At 44.5% G+C, this 4,294-nt stretch carries 3 protein-coding genes; all 3 read left to right on the top strand.

The genetic code is table 11. The features are described from left to right. Window positions 1–1,371, top strand: a 1,371-nt coding sequence (locus BUA78_RS19525) for a sulfoacetaldehyde acetyltransferase (RefSeq protein ID WP_072917887.1), incomplete at its 5' end; no start/stop codon positions are given. A 173-nt stretch (window positions 1,372–1,544) separates the two neighbouring features. Then, entirely contained in the window at window positions 1,545–2,663 is a 1,119-nt protein-coding gene (ald, locus tag BUA78_RS19530; protein WP_072917890.1) for an alanine dehydrogenase, read from the top strand. A 78-nt stretch (window positions 2,664–2,741) separates the two neighbouring features. After that, window positions 2,742–4,124: an aminotransferase family protein gene (locus tag BUA78_RS19535; RefSeq protein ID WP_072914981.1), complete on the top strand. Its 1,383-nt coding sequence runs from the start codon at window positions 2,742–2,744 to the stop codon at window positions 4,122–4,124. The last annotated feature ends 170 nt before the right edge of the window (window positions 4,125–4,294 follow it).

Consider the following 4,294-nt stretch of genomic DNA (forward strand, 5'->3'; position numbering starts at 1 on the left):
GCCATTACCAAGGCAACCGTAAGAGTGCCTCATCCCAAAAGAGCCGCTGATTGCCTGAGAACCGCATTCCGTATTGCCTATGCAGAACGTGGTGCAGTACTCTATGATATCCCCCGTGACTACTTCTATGGTGAAGTGGAAGAGCGCATTTTAGCTCCCCACCAGTACCGTGTAGACGCCCGTGGTTGTGGTTCCCTGGAATCCTTAGACAGAGCCGCAGAAATACTGGCCAACGCCAAGCGTCCGGTTATTGTATCCGGTAGAGGTGTAGTAGATGCTGGCGCTAAAGACATTGTAGCTAAAATTGCCGAGCGTTTAACAGCTCCTGTAGCTATGACCTATCTGCACAATGATGCTTTCTACGCTGACCATCCCCTGTGGGTAGGCCCTATCGGCTACATGGGCTCCAAAGCAGCGATGTACTCCTTACAAGAAGCAGATGTAATTCTGGGTATCGGTACCAGACTGTCTGTATTTGGCACTCTGCCTCAATACGACATCAACTACTTCCCGGAAGATGCCAAGATTATTCAAATTGACATTAACCCCAAACACATCGCCCGGACCCACCCCATTGAAGTAGGTATCATTGGCGATGCTAAAGAAGCCAGTTCTGAAATTCTGAAGCGTCTGGAAGTTAAAATTCCTGAGCCCAAAGTAAACGAAGAGCGCATGGCTAAAATTAAAGAACGTCAAGAAGCTTGGGACAAAGAATGTGTTGATCTGGCCATGGTACCCGGTGTTCCCGTTAACCCCCGGAGAGCCCTGCTAGAAATCCAAAAAGCCTTGCCTCAGAACGCGATTGTTAGCACCGATATTGGTAACGTATCCTCCACCGCCAACACCTACCTGCGTTTTAGTGGTGAAGGAAAGCATATTGCGGCTCTGACCTTTGGTAATACTGGTTTTGCTTATCCTGCAGCATTAGGAGCTCAAATCGCCAGACCGGAAGCTCCTGTAGTAGCGATCGTTGGTGATGGAGCTTGGGGTATGAGTCTACACGAAGTAAGCACAGCCGTAGAACAAAACCTGCCTGTAGTAGCCATCGTATTTAGAAACGGAGCTTGGTGTGCAGAGAAGAAAAACCAAGTTGACTTCTACAACAACCGTTTTGTAGGAGCAGATATTCCAAATCCCGAGAGCTTTGCACCGGTAGCTATATCAATGGGGGCTCAAGGAATTCGTGTAGATAAGCCTGAAGAAGTAGGTCCGGCTTTAGAAGCGGCCCTCAAGAGCCGTAAGCCTACCGTACTAGAAATAGTATGTGACGGAACTCAACTGGCACCTCCTTTCAGAAAAGATGCTCTGGCATTACCTACCCGTTATTTACCCAAGTATGCTCATCTGGATGTAAGAAACTGGAATAAGTAAGTAGCTATTTTGACCCGGTAGGGAAGTTGGTTTTCTTTACCGGGTCAGATAGACCCAGTTAATTATCCATAGCGTATGATCAGAAGTGCTTTTTGATTGTGAAAGAGATAATAAGTTCATATCTATGATGGATTAAAAAATTCAAACACATCAATTGGGGAGGTAGTTTAATTATGATCGTCGGAGTGCCAAAGGAAATAAAAAACAATGAAAACCGTGTAGCCATGACACCAGCTGGTGTAAAGGCCATGATCGACAATGGCCACCAAGTAATTATTGAAAACAACGCTGGCTTGGGCAGCGGCATTACCAATGAAGAATATATCGCTGCTGGTGCCAAAATTATGGCTACAGCGAAAGAAGTATTCGATGGTTCTGACATGATTATGAAAGTTAAAGAACCCCTAAAACAAGAATATGGTCTGTTCAAAGAAGGCCAGCTTCTCTTTACCTATTTACACCTTGCTCCCGAACCGGAATTGACAGCAGCCTTGCTGGAAAAGAAAGTAACCGGTATTGCTTATGAAACCATTCAATTGGATAACGGCGCACTGCCCCTGCTCTCTCCCATGTCTGAAGTAGCCGGACGTATGTCTGTTCAAATCGGTGCCCATTTGCTGGAAAAAACCTTTGGTGGTAAAGGTGTTCTGCTGGGTGGCGTACCAGGTGTTCCTGCTGCCAAGGTTGTTGTTGTGGGCGGCGGTATTGTAGGAACCAACGCAGCTAAAATGGCAATGGGTTTAGGTGCTGATGTCACCATTATTGATGTTAGTGTTGATCGTCTCCGTTATTTAGATGATATTTTTGGTGGACGGATTAAGACCATGATGTCCAACAGCTACAATATCGCAGCAGCTGTAAAAGAAGCAGACCTGTTAGTAGGTGCTGTATTAATTCCTGGAGCTAAGGCACCCAAATTAGTAAAAGAAGACATGGTAAAAACAATGAAACCGGGGTCCGTTATTGTAGACGTAGCCATTGACCAAGGCGGCTCGATCGAAACCATTGACCGGGTAACCACACACGACAATCCTTCCTATGAAAAGTACGGTGTAGTTCACTATTCTGTAGCCAATATGCCGGGTGCGGTAGCTCGTACTTCCACCTATGCGCTGACCAATGTGACCCTGCCCTATGCTGTTCAATTAGCCAATAAAGGTTGGGTTCAAGCAGTAAAAGATAATGGTGCCCTGGCTAAAGGGGTCAATGTGGCAGCTGGTAAGTGTACCTATAAAGCCGTAGCTGACGATCTAGGTCTAGAATACACATGTCTCTGCAGTATAATCAGCTAAATCATTTGATTATTTCAAGTATCCTCACTTCGGCTGGACGTAAGCCGGAGTGAGGATTCTAAAAAGGAGGATTTTAACATGGCAAGAGGTTATGAATTATCCGCCGATGAGTTAGTTCAAAAGGACCGGAAAAATATGTGGCACCATCTTACACAACACAAGGTATTCGAAAGTGTTGAGCCTACTATTATCGTAGAAGGAAAAGGTTGCTACATTAAAGACGTACGTGGCAGAGAGTTTTTAGATGGTCTTTCCGGTGGTGTATGGTGCGTTAACGTAGGTTATGGACAAGAATCTATTGCAGAAGCAGTCTATGAACAGCTAAAAATAATGCCCTATTATGCATTGAGTGCAGGTAACCCTCCGGCTATTCAATTAGCTGATAAACTTACCACTTTAATACCGGATGCTTCAAAGGTATTTATTTCCAATAGTGGATCGGAAGCAAACGAAAAAGCTTTTAAGATGTCCCGTCAGTATTTCCGTTTGAAATATCCCGAAAAGGATAAATACAAAATTATTTATCGTCATCGCGATTATCATGGAACCACCATTGGGGCTTTAAGTGCAACAGGACAAGAAGAACGGAGAATGGGCTTTGGTCCCTTAGTGCCTGGTTTTGTTGGAATCCCTGCAGCATATTGCTATCGCTGCCATTTTGGCAAGTCTTATCCAGGCTGCAACATGGAGTGTGCCAGGGCGCTGGAAGACGTTATCCAAAAAGAAGGAGCAGATTCAGTAGCAGCGTTTATTGTTGAACCAATTACGGCCGGTGGTGGTATTCTGGTTCCTCAAAAAGAGTACTTTGATATTGTGCAAGAGATTTGCAAAAAGTATGAAGTTCTGTTAATCATGGACGAAGTGGTGTGTGGTTTTGGTCGAACCGGTAAATGGTTTGGTCATCAGCACTTTAATGTAAGCCCGGATATGACCACTATGGCAAAGGGTATGGCCAGTTCCTATATGCCTATTTCGGCCACTGTTTGCAAACAACACCTGTATGATCAATTCCTAAATGATCCTAAAGATACATTTGCTTATTTCCGGGATATCAGTACCTATGGTGGCAGCGCGGGTGCCTCAGCTGCAGCCCTTGCTAACATTAAGTTAATTGAAGAGCAAAATATGTTAGAAAAAGTTGTTACTATGGGTGGGTACCTCTTTGATCGTCTGGGAGAGTTAGCAGACATGCCCGTAGTTGGTGAAATTCGTGGCAAGGGTCTGTTCGCCGGTATTGAACTAGTTGAAGACAAAAATACAAAGACCCCAGTAAGCGAAGCCTATATGGGTAAGGTTCTGGGTAATGTTGCTTCCCAAGGTGTCCTGGTGGGCAGAACTAATCGCAGTATTCCTGGTTTTAACAACACAGTCACCCTGGCTCCTATGTATATTGTTACTAAAGATGAAATCGATAGAATGGTGGGAGCTATTAAGAAAGCTTTAGAAACTGTAGAATTATAAACTGTATCCAGATAGGATTTCCTATCTAAATAGATTTACCTGGAAATAAATGTAGAAAGTAAATGGAGGTTAGCGAATTGTCTAAAGTAAAAATGACACCGAGTGAAGCCATTGTTGAAACACTATTGCAAGAAGGGGTAAAGCACGTTACCGGTATCGTGGGTTCTGCA

Origin of the sequence: Desulforamulus aeronauticus DSM 10349 (assembly GCF_900142375.1) — a bacterium.
Classification (GTDB): domain Bacteria; phylum Bacillota; class Desulfotomaculia; order Desulfotomaculales; family Desulfotomaculaceae; genus Desulfotomaculum; species Desulfotomaculum aeronauticum.